Annotated in this window: 13 protein-coding genes; 5 read left to right on the top strand and 8 right to left on the bottom strand. The window is 72.8% G+C overall.

Going from position 1 to position 15,957, the window contains the following annotated elements; translation table 11 throughout:
• Positions 1–33: 33 nt before the first annotated feature.
• Entirely contained in the window at positions 34–1,155 is a 1,122-nt protein-coding gene (locus tag ACH4RC_RS12685) for an NlpC/P60 family protein (RefSeq protein WP_398198914.1), read from the top strand.
• Positions 1,156–1,160: 5 nt separating this feature from the next.
• Here ACH4RC_RS12685 and ACH4RC_RS12680 read toward each other — a convergent pair whose 3' ends face one another.
• The 5 genes from ACH4RC_RS12680 to ACH4RC_RS12660 are packed head-to-tail and all read right to left on the bottom strand — an operon-like array spanning position 1,161 to position 7,314.
• Positions 1,161–2,411: a styrene monooxygenase/indole monooxygenase family protein gene (locus tag ACH4RC_RS12680; protein WP_398198913.1), complete on the bottom strand. Its 1,251-nt coding sequence runs from the start codon at positions 2,409–2,411 to the stop codon at positions 1,161–1,163.
• Positions 2,412–2,461: 50 nt separating this feature from the next.
• Entirely contained in the window at positions 2,462–3,091 is a 630-nt protein-coding gene (locus ACH4RC_RS12675) for a GTP-binding protein (RefSeq protein ID WP_398198910.1), read from the bottom strand.
• Positions 3,072–3,476 (bottom strand): DUF742 domain-containing protein, encoded by a 405-nt coding sequence (locus ACH4RC_RS12670; protein WP_398198908.1) that lies wholly within the window; start codon positions 3,474–3,476, stop codon positions 3,072–3,074. The genes ACH4RC_RS12675 and ACH4RC_RS12670 overlap by 20 nt, the downstream gene beginning before the upstream one ends.
• Positions 3,473–4,009, bottom strand: coding sequence for a roadblock/LC7 domain-containing protein (locus ACH4RC_RS12665; RefSeq protein WP_398198905.1), 537 nt, complete (start codon positions 4,007–4,009; stop codon positions 3,473–3,475). The genes ACH4RC_RS12670 and ACH4RC_RS12665 overlap by 4 nt, the downstream gene beginning before the upstream one ends.
• Positions 4,006–7,314: a nitrate- and nitrite sensing domain-containing protein gene (locus ACH4RC_RS12660; RefSeq protein WP_398198904.1), complete on the bottom strand. Its 3,309-nt coding sequence runs from the start codon at positions 7,312–7,314 to the stop codon at positions 4,006–4,008. Before ACH4RC_RS12660 ends, ACH4RC_RS12665 begins: the two co-directional genes overlap by 4 nt.
• A 650-nt stretch (positions 7,315–7,964) precedes the next feature.
• On the opposite strand from ACH4RC_RS12660, the gene ACH4RC_RS12655 reads away from it, so the two are divergent.
• Complete coding sequence (locus tag ACH4RC_RS12655; protein WP_398198903.1) at positions 7,965–8,753, top strand: protein phosphatase 2C domain-containing protein; 789 nt, start codon at positions 7,965–7,967, stop codon at positions 8,751–8,753.
• Between the two features lie 93 nt (positions 8,754–8,846).
• Here ACH4RC_RS12655 and ACH4RC_RS12650 read toward each other — a convergent pair whose 3' ends face one another.
• Complete coding sequence (locus ACH4RC_RS12650) at positions 8,847–9,359, bottom strand: MarR family winged helix-turn-helix transcriptional regulator (RefSeq protein ID WP_398199209.1); 513 nt, start codon at positions 9,357–9,359, stop codon at positions 8,847–8,849.
• Between the two features lie 326 nt (positions 9,360–9,685).
• Between ACH4RC_RS12650 and ACH4RC_RS12645 the strand changes: the two genes are divergently transcribed.
• Positions 9,686–10,507 (top strand): lysozyme, encoded by an 822-nt coding sequence (locus ACH4RC_RS12645; protein WP_398198900.1) that lies wholly within the window; start codon positions 9,686–9,688, stop codon positions 10,505–10,507.
• Between the two features lie 156 nt (positions 10,508–10,663).
• Here ACH4RC_RS12645 and lon read toward each other — a convergent pair whose 3' ends face one another.
• A complete protein-coding gene (gene lon, locus ACH4RC_RS12640; RefSeq protein WP_398198898.1) occupies positions 10,664–13,099 on the bottom strand; it encodes an endopeptidase La in 2,436 nt (811 codons plus the stop codon).
• Positions 13,100–13,261: 162 nt separating this feature from the next.
• On the opposite strand from lon, the gene ACH4RC_RS12635 reads away from it, so the two are divergent.
• The gene (locus tag ACH4RC_RS12635) at positions 13,262–13,918 is read left to right on the top strand and encodes a GNAT family N-acetyltransferase (protein ID WP_398198896.1); all 657 of its coding nucleotides are present in this window, start codon (positions 13,262–13,264) and stop codon (positions 13,916–13,918) included.
• 47 nt (positions 13,919–13,965) lie between these two features.
• Positions 13,966–15,096, top strand: a complete 1,131-nt coding sequence (locus ACH4RC_RS12630; RefSeq protein ID WP_398198893.1) for a DUF3626 domain-containing protein — start codon at positions 13,966–13,968, stop codon at positions 15,094–15,096.
• Here ACH4RC_RS12630 and ACH4RC_RS12625 read toward each other — a convergent pair.
• The gene (locus ACH4RC_RS12625; RefSeq protein ID WP_398199206.1) at positions 15,002–15,805 is read right to left on the bottom strand and encodes a rhomboid-like protein; all 804 of its coding nucleotides are present in this window, start codon (positions 15,803–15,805) and stop codon (positions 15,002–15,004) included. The genes ACH4RC_RS12630 and ACH4RC_RS12625 overlap by 95 nt on opposite strands.
• Between the last annotated feature and the right edge of the window lie 152 nt (positions 15,806–15,957).

Genomic DNA, 15,957 nt, shown 5'->3' with positions numbered 1-15,957 from the left:
GCGCGCAGGGCGGTCCGCGCCGGAGGTGATGAGGTGTCGGGCAGAGTGGTGCGTGGGGTGTGCGCGGTGGCCGTCATGGGGGCGGTTCTCGCGCCGGGTACCGCGGGCGCGGTGCCGGGGCCGCCGGGCGGTGAGCCGTCCGTCGCCGGGCTGCTGACGGACCTGCAAGACCTCTACCGGCAGGCCGAGGAGGCCACCGAGGCGTACAACGCGACCGAGGAGGAGCTGAAGGTGCGGCGCGCGCAGGCCGAGTCGCTCGCGGAGAAGCTGGCCGCCGCGCGCGGCTCGCTGCACGGCAGCCGCCTCGCGGCCGGGCGGCTCGCGCGCGAGCAGTACCAGGGCCGCAGCGACATCTCCCCGTACGTACGGCTGCTCCTCGCCCGTGACCCGCAGCACGCGCTCGACCAGGGCCATCTCGTCCTGCGGGCCGCCCGGGACCGGATGGCCACCGTCGGCCGGCTGACCGGCGACGAGAAGAAGGCCGACGCGCTCGCCACCAAGGCGCGGGCCGCGCTCGATGAGCAGCTGCGGCTCGCGGACGCGCGGAAGAAGGACCAGGACGCGGTGCGGGGGCGGCTGCGCCGGGTGGAGGAGCTGCTGGCGTCCCTCTCCCCCGAGCGGCTCGCCGAGCTGAGCCGCGCGGAGGAGGCCGGGACCGCTGTCGCGCAGCGGGCGTTCATGGCGTCGGGGGCGCTCAGTTCGGTCGGCCGGGCGCCGTCGAAGGCGGGCGGGGCGGCGCTCGCGTACGCCCTGCGGCAGATCGGGAAGCCGTACGTGTGGGGCGCGGAGGGACCGGGGTCGTTCGACTGCTCCGGGCTCACGTCGCAGGCGTGGGCGCACGCGGGGCGGAGGATCCCGCGTACGTCGCAGCAGCAGTGGGCGAGCCTGCCGAAGGTGGCGATGGACCGGCTGCGCCCCGGCGACCTCGTCGTCTACTTCCGCAAGGCCACGCACGTCGCCCTGTACCTGGGCAGGGGGCAGGTGGTGCAGGCGCCGCGGCCCGGGTCCCGGGTGAAGGTGTCACCGATCGCGGCGAACCCGGTGCTCGGGGCGGTGCGCCCGGACCCGGAGGCCAAGGCGATGACCGGGTACCGGCCGCCGCCGCTGCCGCGCGGGGCGACAGCGGGCGACGACACGGGCTACGACGGCGGCTGACCGGCTCAGCTCACCGAGGCCAGGTACGCGGCCGTCTTCTCGGGCTCGTAGAAGAAGTTCTCGAAGTCGGCCGGGTTGTTGAACCCGTTCGCGAAACGGTCCGCGACCGGCTGGAGCTGACCGGCCGCGCCGATCAGGTCGAGGACGTGTTCCGGCGGGGCGCCGAGCATCGCGTTCGTCCACTTCGTGACGTGCCGCGCGGTCTCCCAGTACCGGTCGAACGCGGACTGCATCCACTCCTCGTCGAACGGCTGGTCGGCGCGGTCGACGATGGACGCGAGGTACGAGGCGGCGCACTTGGACGCCGAGTTGGAGCCCTGCCCGGTGATCGGGTCGTTGGCGACGACCACGTCGGCGACGCCGAGGACCGCGCCGCCGCCGGGCAGCCGGCCGACGGGGTTGCGGACGGTCGGGGCGTAACGCCCGGCGAGGGTGCCGTTGGCGTCGGTCAGCTCGACCTTCGTGGCGCGCGCGTACTCCCAGGGCGTGAACTTCTCCATCAGCTCCAGGGTCAGCGCCAGGTGCTCGGAGGGGTCCTTGACACCCTTGAACGCGTCGAGCGGCCCGCCGGGGACGCCCTCCCAGAACAGGATGTCGGCGCGGCCGGTCGTCGTCAGCGTCGGCATGATGAACAGCTCGCCGACGCCCGGTACGAGGTTGCAGCGGACGGCGTCGAAGTCCGGGTGCTCGGGGCGGACGTCGACCCCGTGCACGTACGCCACCGCGAGCGCGCGCTGCGGCTCGCTGTACGGGGAGCGGGAGGCGTCGCGGCCGAACATCGAGACGAGCTCGCCCTTGCCCGCCGAGACGAGCACGAGGTCGTAGGTGCGGGAGAAGTAGTCCAGGTCGGAGACGGCGGCGCCGTGGATGACGAGCTGGCCGCCGCGCTGCGCGAACGTCTCCATCCAGCCGGCCATCTTCACGCGCTGGTCGACGGATTGCGCGAAGCCGTCCAGCTTGCCGACCCAGTCGACGGCGCGCTGCGAGGGGCCCGGGTCGAAGGAGCCGGGCGCGGCGACCGAGACGCCGAGGCCCTCGATCCTCGGCGCCTGCGACTCCCAGAAGTTGAGCTGGAGGTCGCGCTCGTGCTGGAGCGCGGTGTGGAACATGCACTGCGTCGACATGACCCGCCCGGAGCGGATCTCGTCAGCGGTGCGGTTGGACATCAGGGTGACCTCGTAGCCGTGGGACTGGAGCCCCAGGGCGAGCTGGAGACCGGACTGGCCGGCTCCGACGACGAGTATCTTCCGCGACATACGCTGCCTCTAACTGATCACTGATGAATAGGGGGGACGGGAGTTGCCGGTCACTCGGGCGTGACGTCGAGGGCGTGGCCGACCAGGGCGAGCAGGGTCTCGATCGCCGATATCCGGCGGCGCGCGTCCATGATCAGTACGGGCACGTGGGGCGGGACCGTCAAGGCCTCGCGCACGTCGTCCTCCTCGTACTCCTCGGTCCCGTCGAAGTGGTTGACGGCCACGACGTAGGGCAGTCCGCAGCTCTCGAAGTAGTCGAGGGCCGGGAAGCAGTCGGGCAGCCTGCGGGTGTCGGCGAGGACGACGGCGCCGATCGCGCCGCGCACCAGGTCGTCCCACATGAACCAGAAACGGTCCTGCCCGGGGGTGCCGAACAGGTACAGGACCAGGTCGTCGTCGAGCGTGAGGCGGCCGTAGTCCATGGCGACGGTCGTGGTCGTCTTCTCCGGCGTCGCGGTGAGGTCGTCGGTGCCCTCGCTCGCCCGCGTCATCAGCGCCTCCGTCTGGAGGGGCTCGATCTCCGAGACGGCGGCGACCAGGGTCGTCTTGCCGACGCCGAAGCCGCCCGCCACCACGATCTTCGTGGCGACGGGGGCCCGGGTGGTGTCCGTCTGCCAGGCCTGCAGCTGCTCCTCCTCGCCGGGCAGACCGGCGAGGAGGTCAGAGACGGCGGAGTCCACTCAGCACCCTTTCGAGCAGCGCGCGGTCCGGCTGTCCCGGGCCGTGACCGGTTCCGTACACGCGGATCTTTCCCTGGTCGGCGAGGTCGCTCAGCAGGACGCGGACCACCCCCAGGGGCATCTTGAGGAGCGCGGCGATCTCGGCGACCGTGCGCATGCGGCGGCACAGCGCGACGATGGCGCGCATCTCGGGCATGACGCCCGCGAGGGTCCCCTTCCCTATTTCGAGGCGCTCGTCGGGGCCCTCGATGGCGGCGGTGCTCGCGATGAACGTCTCCACGAGCAGCACGTGGCCGAAGCGGGTGCGGCCGCCGGTCAGGGAGTAGGGGCGTACGCGGGCGGGTTTTCGGTCGCTGCCGCGTACGGGGAGTTTGGGGCTGGTCACCGGTTGCTCTCTCCGCTCTGATCGCCCTGATCACCCTGACCGCCCTGGTTCTGCTCCATGGACTGGCGCAGCTCGCTGCGGAGTTCGGGGGTCAGGACGTGTCCCGCGCGGCCCACGAACAGCGCCATGTGGTAGGCGACGACGCTCATGTCGCAGTCCGGGGTGGCGTGCACGCCGAGCAGAGATCCGTCGCTGATGGACATGACGAAGAGGCTGCCGTCCTCCATCGCGACCATGGTCTGCTTGACGCCGCCGCCGTCCATCAGCTTCGCGGCGCCGATGGTCAGGGAGCCGACGCCGGAGACGATGGTGGCCAGGTCGGCGCTGGAACCCTTCGGGCCGCCGGTGCGGTCGACGGGGGTCTCGGTGTTCCTCCCGGGGTCGGAGGAGAGCAGGAGCAGCCCGTCGGACGAGACGACCGCGACGGAGAGCAGCCCTGGCACCTCCTCTACGAGATTGGTCAGCAGCCAGTGCAGATTGCGTGCCTCGCTGCTGAGCGCGGGGTTGTTCAGTGCAGGGGTGGGCGCAGTCAACTGCTTGCCTCCTCGGCTGTGTCCCCCTTGGCTTCTCCGACACGTTCCTGGGTCCCGGCCCGGGTCGCGGACGCCCCGTCCTCGATCTCCGCCTCCACGGCGCGCCTGCCCTCCTGTGCCCCGGTGTGGAAGCCGCCGAGCCTGCGGCGCAGGGCGTCCGCGTCGACGGCTCCCGTACGCGGCTTCGCGGCGGCGGCCGGGGCGGTCACCTTCGGGGTGCGCTTCGGCAGGCCCTTGTCGGTGACACGCTCCCACCGGGGCGGCCGGGGCACCGGAACGTGGCCCGCCGGGGGTTCGGCGGGGGTGTCGTCCGGGGCGCGGGTGCCGGGGGTGCCGGGGGTGGGGTTCTGCGTGGACGCGGGGTTCTGCGTGGACGCGGCGGCCTGTGTGGACGCGGGGTCCTGGTCGCGCGGGTCCTGGGCGGGCCCGGGGGCCTGCTTGCGCGGGGGCGCGGGGTTCTGGGCGCGCGGGGGCGCGGACTCGGAGTCCTGGGTGCGCGGCGGCACGGACTCGGAGACCTGGGCGCGCGGGGGCGCGGGGTCTTCGATCGGGGGCGGGGCGAGGAGCTCCATGGTGGTCTCGGACTCGGACTCGGGCCCGCGAACGACCGGGGGCTCGGCCTGCCCGGCGTCCCCGTCACCGTCCTGCGGACCGGACTCGAGGCCCGCCTCCCGCACGGCCTGCTCGGCGGCCTGGATGAGCGGGTCCGTTATGTCCCGGGACGCCGGAACCGGGCCGGTGGCATCGGTGGCGTCGTTGGTGTCAATGGCGTCGGTGGCGTCGGTGGCCGGGGAGACCGGGTCCGGGGCGGAGGTCGGCTCAGTCCCGCCCGCCGTCGCGCCGGTGGGCGCGGGAGCGTGACCGGCGCCCGAGGCGTCAGCCGGGGCAGCGGCCGAGCCCGGCGCGGACACCTGCTCCGAGCCGTACACACCCCCAGGCGCGGACACCTGCTCCGAGCCGCGGACGTCGGCCGAGCCCGGCGCGGACACTTGATCCGGGGCGGACGCACCGGCAGTCGCGGATCCCTGCCCCGGACCCGCGGCACCGGCCTCGGCGTCGCCCGAGCCCGGCCCGGACGCCTGGTCCGAACCGGGACCGTCAGTCGAGCCCGGCTCAGACACCGGCTCAGACCCCCGGGCCTCGGCCGAGCCCGGCTCAGAGACGTGCTCCGGGCCGGAGGCCACTTGGCGGCCGTTCAGGACGTTGGAGTTGGCCTCCGCCTCCGAACCGGGGAGGTGGACCGCGGGGGCGCCGCCCGGGACCGGGACCGACGGGGGTGCCGCGACCGCGGGGACGGCGGCGAGGAGGGCGGTGGGGAGGACGACGACCGCCGCGACCCCGCCTTGCTTCTGCTCGCGCAGCCGGACCCGTACGCCGTGCCGCGCGGCGAGGCGGGCGACGACGTAGAGGCCGAGGCCGAGACCGTCGGAGTCCTCGGGGTCGTGGGCCTGGTCGGCGGAGAACTCGGAGAGGCGCCCGTTCAGCTCGCGCAGCTTGTCGTCGGCCAGGCCGATGCCCTCGTCCTGGACGGAGAGCATGACCTCGCCGTTCTCCAGGAGCCAGGCGGAGACCTCGACGGCGGCGTCGGGCGGCGAGAACGAGGTGGCGTTCTCCAGGAGTTCGGCGACGAGGTGACTGAGGTCGTCCGCCGCGAACCCGGCGATGTGCGCGTGCGGCGGCAGCGCGGCGATCCGGACCCGCTCGTACCGCTCGATCTCGGAGACGGCGGCGCGCAGCACGTCGACGAGCGGCACGGACCCGGCGTGCTGCTGTCCGTGCTCGGCGCCGGCGAGGACGAGCAGGTTCTCGCTGTGGCGCCGCATGACGGTCGCGAAGTGGTCGAGCTTGAAGAGGGTGGCGAGCTGCTCGGGGTCCTGCTCGCGGTCCTCGAGGTTCTCGATGATGCCGAGCTGGCGCTCGACGAGGCCGAGGGTGCGCAGGGCGAGGTTGACGAAGGTGCCGTTGATGGAGTGCTTGGCCCGCTCCAACTGTTCGGTGGCGTCCGCCAGTTCCGCGCGGAGCTTGTCCCGGTCGTCCGCCATCCGCCGGCGCTCGCCCACGAGGTGCTTGCGGTCGGCCTCCAGCGTGCCCTGGCGCTCGTGGAGGGCGACGGCGTGCGCGTGGAGGGCGTTGACCGAGCGGACGACCTGGGCGAACTCGTTGTTGCGCCCCGTGTACTTGATGGGCTCCTCGGTGGCCGGTGCCCCGGCGAGCCGCGCCGATCCGATCCGGACCACCGCGAGCGGCCGCGTCAGCGAACGCGCCGCGCCCATCGCGAAGCCGAGCGCCGCGAGCAGGCAGACGCCGACGAGGGCGACCCGGATCTCCAGGTCGTTGACGTCGTCGTCGCGCAGCAGCTCCAGGCTCTTGACGCGCTGGTCCCCGAGCGCCGACTCGGCGCCCCGCATCGCGTCGATCCGGGCGGTGAGCGCGGCGTCGACGCTCTTGCTGTTGTAGCCCAGCTCGTCCTCGGACAGCGTCGGCGCGTCCGTCAGCCGGGCCAGGTACTTGTCGGCCTTCTCGATGTCGGCGCCGGTGACGGTGGAGTCGTACGCGGAGACGGACGCGGCCGGGGCGGAGTCCCGGAAGTCGTCGAGGGCGGCCTGTTCGCGGACGCGGGCCCGCTGGGCGGCGGCGCCGAGCTGGTCGCGCTGCTTGCTCTCGGGCGAGTCGGCGCTCTCGACGGTCTGCGGCAGCCCCGTGATCGGGTCGATGGTCGTCGTGGTGGAGGTGGACTCGGGGACGGCGTACGCGGCGAGCAGCAGCCCGCGGGCGGCGGAGGCCTGGTCGACGGCGCGGTCGAGGTCGGCGAGCGCGTGCGCGCCGGTGCCCGCGCGGGGCGGCATCGCATCGGCCAGCTCCTCGGCGAGCCGGTGCAGCTCCGTGATGGCCTTGGAGTAGGAGGTGTGGGCCGCCAGGGCGGTGCCCTTGCCGGTGAGGGCGGCGCGCCGGACGGCGGCGATGTCGTCGACGGTGCTCCGCAGGGGCCCCTCGGCGTCGGCCCGCAACTCCGCGACCTGCCGGTCGACCCGGGCGCTGCGCTGCTCGCTCAGCCCCTGCCCCTTGGGGCGCCCGGCGGCGATGAAGGCGCTGACCTCGTCCCGCTCGTCGGAGAGCGCGTGCGACAGGGCGACGGCCCGCTGCGTCCGCTCCGCGTCGTCCACGAGCCCCTGGGACTCCGATACCCGCCCGGAGGCGGCGACGAGGGCGGGCGCACCGGCGCCGACGACGGCGGCGGCCACGACGGCGACGGCGATGATCAGCCGGTTCCGCACCCGGGCCCGCTTGCCTTTGCCGACCGGCACGGGCTCGGCAGCCTTCGGGGTGGCCACCTTGGGGGTGGCGGTCGCGGGGCCGGGCTGCTGCCCGCCCGGACGTACCGATTCATCAGACGGCCGGCCCGACGCCGACGAGGCGTCCGCTGCCGTTACCGAGGGGACCGACGCTGCCGCCGAGGGGGCCGATGCCGCTGCCGAGGGGGCCGATGCGGCTACAGAAGGGGCCGATGCGGCTGTAGAAGGGGCCGATTCCAAGCCATCCGCACCTTCCGGCCCACCCGTCCCGCTGGCCACGTCACTGCCGGAGGTGTTCCGCACCTGGTGCTCGCATTCCTGACTCGTTCTACCCATGGGCGCAGGTGACGGTCCGACAACCCACGCGCCCCTCTGGCATGGCTCCCGACCATTCCAGTGCCCGTGAGCAGGGGGCGCACATCACCCTGCCCGCCACCCGAAGGAGTGAACATCGAGCGGGAGTTGGGGGGCAAGTTCCTCCGGCACCGTGTCGGCACGCCCGCGGTGCGCCGGTTGGACGTCTCACACAGGCTTTGAAAAGATGCCCCGCCACGCTCCGACGGATCCGATCATTCCGCCTCAAAACAGGCGCCCTACCTGGCAGTACGGCCCGATCGGCCCGACTAGGGCAGACCTCCGCGCCCCTCGTGCAGACTGGCTGAATGCGCATCGAACTGGCCACCGAACCCGGCACTCAGGACCGCCCGAACGAGGACTACGCGTCGGTCGCGGTTCCGGCCTCCGGGCAGGGCGGCACCCTGGTCGTCCTGGACGGTGTCACCCCTCCGACCGGCGACGACGGTTGTCTGCATTCCGTCCATTGGTTCACGGCGCGGCTGGGCGGCGCCCTCGCCGAACTGTCCGCTTCGCGCCTGGATATGACGTTGCGTGACATCCTCGCGGAGGCGCTCGCACGTACCGCCGACGCACACCGTGCGACCTGTGACCTTTCTCACCCGCGCACGCCTCAGGCAACCGTCGTGCTGGCCCGCTGGGACGCGGAGCGCGTCGCTTATCTGGTGCTGTCGGACTCCGCGTTGCTGGTCGAGGCGCCGGACGGCACGGTGACCGCGCTGCTCGACGACCGCCTCGACCGGGTACCGCGCGCGAACCTCGTCTCCGACGCGGTGGCCGACGCGACCGTGCGCAACAAGGAGGGCGGCTTCTTCACGGCCGCCGCCGACCCGACGGTCGCGACCCGCGCCGTCACCGGCACACTCCCCCGCCCCGAAGTCCGGGCGCTGGCGGCGATGACCGACGGGGTGACGCGCTGGGTGGAGAAGTTCGAGGCGGGCGACTGGCCCGACCTGTTCGCACTCATCCGCAAGGAGGGCGCGGAGGCGACGGTGGCCCGGGTCCGGGCGCTGGAGGACGCGGACGCGGAATCCCGTACGTACCTGCGCCGCGGCAAGCTCCACGACGACGCGACACTCGTCCACGCGGAGCTATAACCCTCAAGCCCCGCCAGCACAAGCCCCTCCGGCGCTTGAGGAGCGGGGTCCGGGGCGGAAGCCCCGCGACGACGCGCCCAGCACGGCCCCGCCCTACTCCGCCCCCGCGTTCAACTGGTGCAGCAGCCGGGCGAGTTCAGCCACCTCGACCCGGTCCCACCCGGCAAGCTGCCGCACGTACCGCATACGGCGCGCCTCACGGACCCGCCCGAAGTCGACGCGGCCGCGCTCGGTGAGGGAGATCAGCCAGGCCCGCCCATCGGCGGGGTCGGGCTCGCGGGAGACGAACCCCAGCTCCTCCAGGGCGCGCAGCTGCCGGCTCATCGTCGCCTTGCCGACCCCGATGTACGCGGCGAGTTCGGTGGCCCGCTGCGCCCCGCACTCCTCGAGCCGCACGAGCAGCCCGTACGCGGCCGGTTCCAGATCGGGATGGACCTCGCGGGCCATCTCACCGGAGGAGGCGCGGGCGCGGCGCAGGAAAACGGTGAGCTCCCGTTCGAGGGAGAGAAACTCCTGGTCCACACCGCGGTCCACACCACTTCGCACCGGCGCGGAATTGCCGCCCCGTTCAGCGGCGCGCCGCCTGCCGTTCCCGTCTTCGTGCACGTCAGCACCCATGGCCAGAGTTTCCCCGGGTTTCCCAGTTCTGAAAGTTTTCGCCAATCGCGGCAATCACCGCAGCTCCGTCAGTATTTCGCAGGAGTAGACCAACGGCGTCATCCGGACTCTCTTCCCTCCCCCGGGTCTACATGCGTAGCGTCATGCATGGCATGTCCACACCAGCGCGTCCACGCCAGTGACGTACACGTCAGTGACGTACACGGACGTACACGGTGCCATCCCCACCCGTGACATGCCGAGAGGTCGCACACCCGGCACAGGTCCCCGATCAGCGCCTCGCTGGTCTCCCACGGCCTTCATGGAGGCATGCAATGCCCGTGCACAGACCCGGAAACCGCAAGCGCAGAACCCTCGCCACCGGCGCCTTGTTCGCCGCGCTCTCCCTTCTCTTCGCCCTGCCCAGCGCCGCACAGGCCGCCGATGTACCCGCCCGCGGCACCGCCCACCTGGGCATGGGCGTCGCCGCGCACGACGGCGACACCGGCCAGGGCCCGATCGGCCGCGCCACGCAGACCGAGGGCGTCGACGTCAGCAGCCACCAGTCCAACGTGGCCTGGTCGACCCTGTGGAACAGCGGCGTGAAGTGGGCCTACACCAAGGCCAGCGAAGGCACCTACTACACGAACCCCTACTTCGCGCAGCAGTACAACGGCTCGTACAACGTGGGCATGATCCGCGGCGCGTACCACTTCGCGACGCCCGACACCACGAACGGCGCCACACAGGCCAACTACTTCGTGGACCACGGGGGCGGCTGGTCCAGGGACGGCAAGACGCTGCCCGGCGTGCTCGACATCGAGTGGAACCCGTACGGCGCCGCCTGCTACGGCAAGACGGCCGCCGGCATGGTGACGTGGATCCGCGACTTCGTGAACCAGTACAAGGCGCGCACCGGCCGTGACGCCGTGATCTACACGGCGACCAGCTGGTGGACCCAGTGCACCGGCAACTCCAGCGCGTTCGGCGCCACGAACCCGCTGTGGATCGCCCGGTACGCCTCCACGGTGGGCACGCTGCCCGCGGGCTGGAGCTTCCAGACGATCTGGCAGTACACGTCGAGCGGCCCGACGGTCGGCGACCACAACAAGTTCAACGGCGCGCTCGACCGCGTCCAGGCGCTCGCCAACGGCTGACACGGAGCACGACGCAGCGGGGGTACGCCCGGCTCGGGCGGGCCCCCGCTACTTGCTTGATCGCTGCTCCGTAGCGCTTCGGCAGCTCAGGAGCCGACGGCCGAAAGGCCCGGGTTCCTCGCGGAACCCGGGCCTCCGGCATCCGGTACGCGTCCGTCACGCCGCGACCGGAACCTCCAGGTCCGCCGAGGACGAGGCCGAGGCCGAGGCCGAAGCCGGAGCGAGCGCCAGCTCGAGGACCTGCCGCACATCCGTCACCGGGTGCACGTCCAGCTTCTCCAGGACCTCGGCCGGGACGTCGTCCAGGTCCGCCTCGTTCCGCTTGGGGATGATCACCGTGGTGATCCCGGCCCGGTGCGCGGCGAGCAGCTTCTGCTTCACGCCGCCGATGGGCAGGACCCGGCCGGTCAGCGAGACCTCACCGGTCATCGCCACGTCCGTACGGACCAGGCGTCCGCTGAGCAGGGAGGCGAGGGCGGTCGTCATGGTGACGCCCGCGCTCGGCCCGTCCTTGGGCACCGCGCCCGCCGGGAAGTGGATGTGCACGCCGCGCTCCTTCAGGTCGGCGACGGGCAGCTCCAGCTCGGCCCCGTGGGAGCGCAGGAACGACAGGGCGATCTGCGCGCTCTCCTTCATCACGTCACCGAGCTGACCGGTGAGGGTCAGACCCGCCGCACCCGTCTCCGGGTCGGCCAGCGACGCCTCTACGAAGAGGACGTCACCGCCCGCGCCGGTCACGGCGAGCCCGGTCGCGACACCCGGCACCGCCGTGCGCCGCTCGGCCGGGTCCTGGGCGGACTCGGGCACGTGGTGCGGGCGCCCGATGAGGCCGCGCAGCTCGGCGTCGGTCACCGTGAACGGCAGTTCGCGCTCGCCGAGTTCGTGCTGCGCCGCGACCTTGCGGAGCAGCCGGGACACGGCGCGCTCCAGGTTACGGACGCCGGCCTCGCGGGTGTACTCGCCCGCCAGCTTGCGCAGCGCGCTCTCGTCGAGAGTCACCTCGTCCTTCTCCAGACCGGCCCGCTCCAGCTGGCGCGGGAGCAGGTGGTCCCGGGCGATGACGACCTTCTCGTCCTCGGTGTAGCCGTCGAGCCGGACCAGCTCCATACGGTCGAGCAGCGCCTCCGGGATGGCTTCGAGCACATTCGCCGTGGCCAGGAACACCACGTCGCTCAGGTCGAGTTCGACCTCCAGGTAGTGGTCGCGGAACGTGTGGTTCTGCGCCGGGTCGAGGACTTCGAGCAGGGCCGCGGCGGGGTCGCCGCGGAAGTCGGAGCCGACCTTGTCGATCTCGTCGAGCAGGACCACCGGGTTCATCGACCCGGCCTCCTTGATGGCGCGCACGATGCGGCCCGGCAGTGCGCCCACGTACGTACGGCGGTGGCCGCGGATCTCCGCCTCGTCGCGGACGCCGCCGAGGGCGACGCGGACGAACTTGCGGCCCATCGCGTGTGCCACGGACTCGCCGAGCGAGGTCTTGCCGACGCCGGGCGGGCCGACGAGGGCGAGCACGGCGCCGCCGCGACGGCCGCCGACGACGCCGAGCCCGCGGTCGCCGCGCCGCTTGCGCACGGCCAGGTACTCGGTGATGCGCTCCTTCACGTCCTGGAGGCCCGCGTGCTCGGCGTCGAGGATCTCCTGCGCGCCCTTGATGTCGAAGGCGTCCTCGGTCCGCTCGGTCCACGGCAGTTCGAGGACGGTGTCGAGCCAGGTGCGGATCCAGGAGCCCTCGGGGGACTGGTCGCTGGAGCGCTCCAGCTTCTCGACCTCCTTGAGAGCGGCCTCGCGGACCTTCTCGGGCAGGTCGGCGGCCTCGACGCGGGCACGGTAGTCGTCGGACTCCTCGCCCTCCTTCTCGCCGTTCAGCTCGCGCAGCTCCTTGCGGACCGCGTCGAGCTGGCGCCGCAGCAGGAACTCGCGCTGCTGCTTGTCGACGCCTTCCTGTACGTCCTTGGCGATCGACTCGGCGACGTCCTGCTCGGCCAGGTGCTCGCGCAGCTGCTCGGTGGCGAGCCTGAGGCGGGCGACCGGGTCGGCGGTCTCCAGGAGTTCGATCTTCTGGTCGGTGGTGAGGAACGGCGAGTAGCCGGAGTTGTCGGCGAGGACGGACACGTCGTCGATCTGCTGAACGCGGTCCACGACCTGCCAGGCGCCCCGCTTCTTCAGCCAGTTCGTGGCGAGCGCCTTGTACTCCTTGACCAGCTCGGCGACGGCGCCGGGCAGCGGGTCCGGCACCTCTTCCTCGACGGTCAGTCCCTCCACCCACAGGGCGGCGCCGGGCCCGGTGGTGCCCGCGCCGATGCGCACGCGGCCGCGCCCGCGGATCAGGGCGCCGGGGTCGCCGTCGGCGAGCCGGCCCACCTGCTCGACGGTGCCGAGCACGCCGGTGTTGGCGTACGTGCCGTCGATCCGCGGAACAAGCAGCACCTTCGGCTTGCTGTCGCCATCGGAGCGCGCGGCGGCCTGTGCGGCCTCCACGGCGGCGCGTACGTCGGTGTCGTTCAGGTCCAGGGGCACGACCATGCCGGGCAGCACGACCTCGTCGTCGAGCGGCAGCACGGGCAAGGTGAGCGGTGTGGACGTCGAAGCCATGATCTCCCCTTCGGCATTCAAGTTGAGCTATGTGGACTCAATGCTTGGGTGCCTCCGAATGTTCCCGGGCATGCGTTCGCTCTCAGCGATCACCCCTGTCGCCAAGGAAAACGGCCTAAGTAAGGTGCAGGAGTCAAGAAGGACTATTACAAGGGGTAACGCATGACGACCGTGGATCACGTACGGGACTGGGTCGACGGCTGGGTCGTCAGCCGCGGCGCCTCCGCCCCGCTCGTCGAACCCTGGGGCTACACGGTCCATGTCGGCCTGACGGAGCAGCCGGGCCGGCACGTCCTGGGGGCCGTCAACGACGACGTGCGCGAGGACGACGTGCGCAAGGTCACCGATTCGGGTCACGCGCGCGCATGGCACCTCAAGGTCTTCGCCGATCCCGAGCGCGTCCTGCCGTGGCTCGGCCCCGCGTGGGAGCCGTACGGCTCGGGCGACTTCCTGATGACGACGGACCTCGCGCCCACCACGGCACCCGCCGCCCCCGCGGGCTACCGGCTGCACACCTGGAACCGTGGCGGCGTCACCCGCGCCCTGCTCACCGACGCGGACGGCGGGTTCGCCGCGCGCGGCCAGGTCGCCCCCGTCGGCGCGAGCGCGACTGTCGACCAGATCGAGACCTCGGAGCACCACCGCCGCAAGGGCCTCGGCAGCGTGATCATGGGCGTGCTGCACGCGGCGGCCCACGCCCAGGGCGCCACCCGCGCCGTCCTGGCCTGCACCCCCGAGGGCCGGCTCCTGTACGAGTCGGTGGGCTGGCGCATCGTCGCTCCGCTGACCAACGCCAAGCACCGGGGCGCGCCGGCCTGACCGCAAACTCTTTGCCGCGCGCGTCCGCGCCGCTCGATACTGCGGCGATGACCGCCGCCCCCGCGATCCCGCCCACGACCTCGCTGACCAGTGCCCAGGAAGCCGCCTTGCGCCATGTGCGCGCGGCAGGGAGTGCGGGCCGCGGCGCCGCGCTCGACCGGCTGCGGAGCCACGGCGTCCCGCCGGAGACGGCCGCCGCGCTGATCGCCACGATCCGCGCTCACGCGCGCGTGACGCTCAATTTCCACCCCGACCGGCTGCTCGCGGACGGGCGCACCACGGTCGCCGACCGGATCGCGGCCGACGGCCGCTACCGCGGCCAGTACGAGACGGGCCTGTCGAACGGCAGCCGCAGCGCGCACCCGGGCGGCCTGCGCGACGGCTGGGAGGAGACGCTGTTCGGCGGCGCGTACACGGGCGCCGCCGCCACCGAGCGCCCCAAGTACGGCGCGCTGAACCTGGCCCGCCACGCGGACGGGGCCGCGCCCCGCTTCGGCTCCTGCCATGTGCGGCTGCGCCCCGAGGTGAGCGCGCGGGCCACCTTCTGCTTCGGCGACAGCCACGTGGGCCCCGCGGACCTCGGCACCCGCGACGCGCTGCTCCCCGTACTCGCCGCCCTCGTGGCGGACGCGGCGGCGAGCGGGCAGTCGGTCGGGGTGGCGGGCGCGGACCCGGTGGCCGTGGTCCGCGGGCTGCCGTACCCGTCGGCGTCGCCGGAGGTCGGCCGGTCCCTGGACTTCTACGTGGAGGCGCAGGTGCACGGCGACGTGGACCTGCGCAGGGACGCGGAGGCGCTCGTCCTGGACCCGTCGTTCCGCGCCACCCGCACCGCCGGGCTCCTCACCGGGCTCGGGGTTCCCGTGGAGTGGCACGCCGGGTACGAGCTGCGCCCCGGGGGCCGGGACGACGACCTCGCGGATTTCCGCGGGCCCGCGCTGCCTGCGGTCACCGCGCGCGTGGCCGCCGAGTTCGGCGAGAACGGCGGCGTGGACGCGGCAGCCGTCGGCCGGGCCGCCGCGCACGCCGTCAGGTCACCGGACAGCTGGGGAGCGTACGGGGCGCCGGACGAGGTGCTGCAGTACCTCAAGCAGGTGTGGCACTGCGTCGTGCGGTTCGGGACGAGTCCGCCGGAAGGCCGGGCGCCCGGTTCCGGCGACGGCGCGGCAACGGCCAGGTAGCGACGCCGACAGCCAGGGCGAGGAGGTGGCCCCAGCTCGTCATCGGGTCGGCGAACGTGAGCAGGTCGCCGATCAGCATCGCGCCGAAGACGAGGAGCACGGCGTAGCGCGGCCAGGGTGTGAGCAGTCCGGCGAGCGCCCCGATGCTGGCGGCGAGGCCGAAGCTGACGCCGTAGTCGAGGCGGTGCAGGGAGGTGTCGGGGAGGTGGCCCACCATCACCGACAGGCCGACGGGGATCTCGGTGGCCAGGGTCGCGAGGACGTGGCCGAGCACGAAGACGGCGGCGGTGCGCCGGCCGCCCGTGCGCCGTTCGAGGGCGGTCAGCACGACCACGAACGCGATCATGAACGGCGACGCGACGCCGCCCACGATCCACAGCGCGCTGGCCGTCAGCACGAGTACCGGCGACTGAGCAAGATGAGTGACATCGGTACTGGAGGCCCGGAGCGCCCGGGCGACCGTGTCCGGGTCGGCGAACTCCGTGAAGAGGGACGTGCCGATGAGGATGAGCGCGTACGTGAAGGTGAACGGCGTGCCGGTCGGGGTGGGCAGCAGGCGCAGGAGCCGGCGGCGGCGCGCTCCGGGGCGCCGCGGCGCGGTCTCGGCGGCGGGCGGGCCTGGCTGTGCCGGGACGCCGATCAGCGCAGGCCGGGGCCTCGCCTCGGCGACGGGCGCCGCCCCGTCGTCGGCTGCCGCGCCCGATTTCACGCAAGACACCCTTAATGCACCTTTTTCGGTTCACCGCGGTCGCAAAATGTGACCCGTTCAACAGCAACCTCACGGACGCCGACCGCGTCCGCACCGCTCCCACCTTCCCTCTCCTGTCCCGGAACTCCCCCTCCATGCGTGCGGGCCCGCCA

The organism is Streptomyces sp. NPDC016845 (genome assembly GCF_044332585.1).
Taxonomy (GTDB): domain Bacteria; phylum Actinomycetota; class Actinomycetes; order Streptomycetales; family Streptomycetaceae; genus Streptomyces.
This window is presented reverse-complemented; position numbering and strand designations above follow the sequence as displayed.

Coding starts and splice junctions, on each gene's coding strand:
- lon (WP_398198898.1), bottom strand. CDS start 13,099: ATGGCTTCGACGTCCACACCGCTCACCTTGCCCGTGCTGCCGCTCGAC.
- ACH4RC_RS12655 (WP_398198903.1), top strand. CDS start 7,965: ATGCGCATCGAACTGGCCACCGAACCCGGCACTCAGGACCGCCCGAAC.
- ACH4RC_RS12680 (WP_398198913.1), bottom strand. CDS start 2,411: ATGTCGCGGAAGATACTCGTCGTCGGAGCCGGCCAGTCCGGTCTCCAG.
- ACH4RC_RS12635 (WP_398198896.1), top strand. CDS start 13,262: ATGACGACCGTGGATCACGTACGGGACTGGGTCGACGGCTGGGTCGTC.
- ACH4RC_RS12645 (WP_398198900.1), top strand. CDS start 9,686: ATGCCCGTGCACAGACCCGGAAACCGCAAGCGCAGAACCCTCGCCACC.
- ACH4RC_RS12630 (WP_398198893.1), top strand. CDS start 13,966: ATGACCGCCGCCCCCGCGATCCCGCCCACGACCTCGCTGACCAGTGCC.